Annotated in this window: 1 protein-coding gene; it reads left to right on the top strand. The window is 49.4% G+C overall.

Annotation, left to right across the window (positions count from 1 at the left end):
* On the top strand, positions 1–259 hold a 259-nt coding region (locus KVT34_RS30510), incomplete at both ends, for a condensation domain-containing protein (RefSeq protein WP_217563322.1).

Raw genomic sequence — 259 nt, 5'->3', positions numbered from 1 at the left:
ATTACCGGCTGTTCTGGCATTATCATCACTTAATTCTGGTTGGCTGGTGCAACTCGCTGATTCTTACCGAAGTGTTCGAGAGATACGAGGCATACCGGCAGGGCATAGCTTTGGGCCTTGCGCCGGCAAAGCCTTACAGCTCCTACATGTCCTGGCTGCTAAAGCAAGATATGAAACAGGCGGAGTATTTCTGGAAGCAAGATTTGAATGATTACCGTGAACCGGTATCTCTTCCGCTGGCTCGCTATGACTCTTCTCA

Origin of the sequence: Paenibacillus sp. GbtcB18 (assembly GCF_019091125.1) — a bacterium.
Lineage (GTDB): Bacteria > Bacillota > Bacilli > Paenibacillales > NBRC-103111 > Paenibacillus_F > Paenibacillus_F chitinolyticus.
This window is presented reverse-complemented; position numbering and strand designations above follow the sequence as displayed.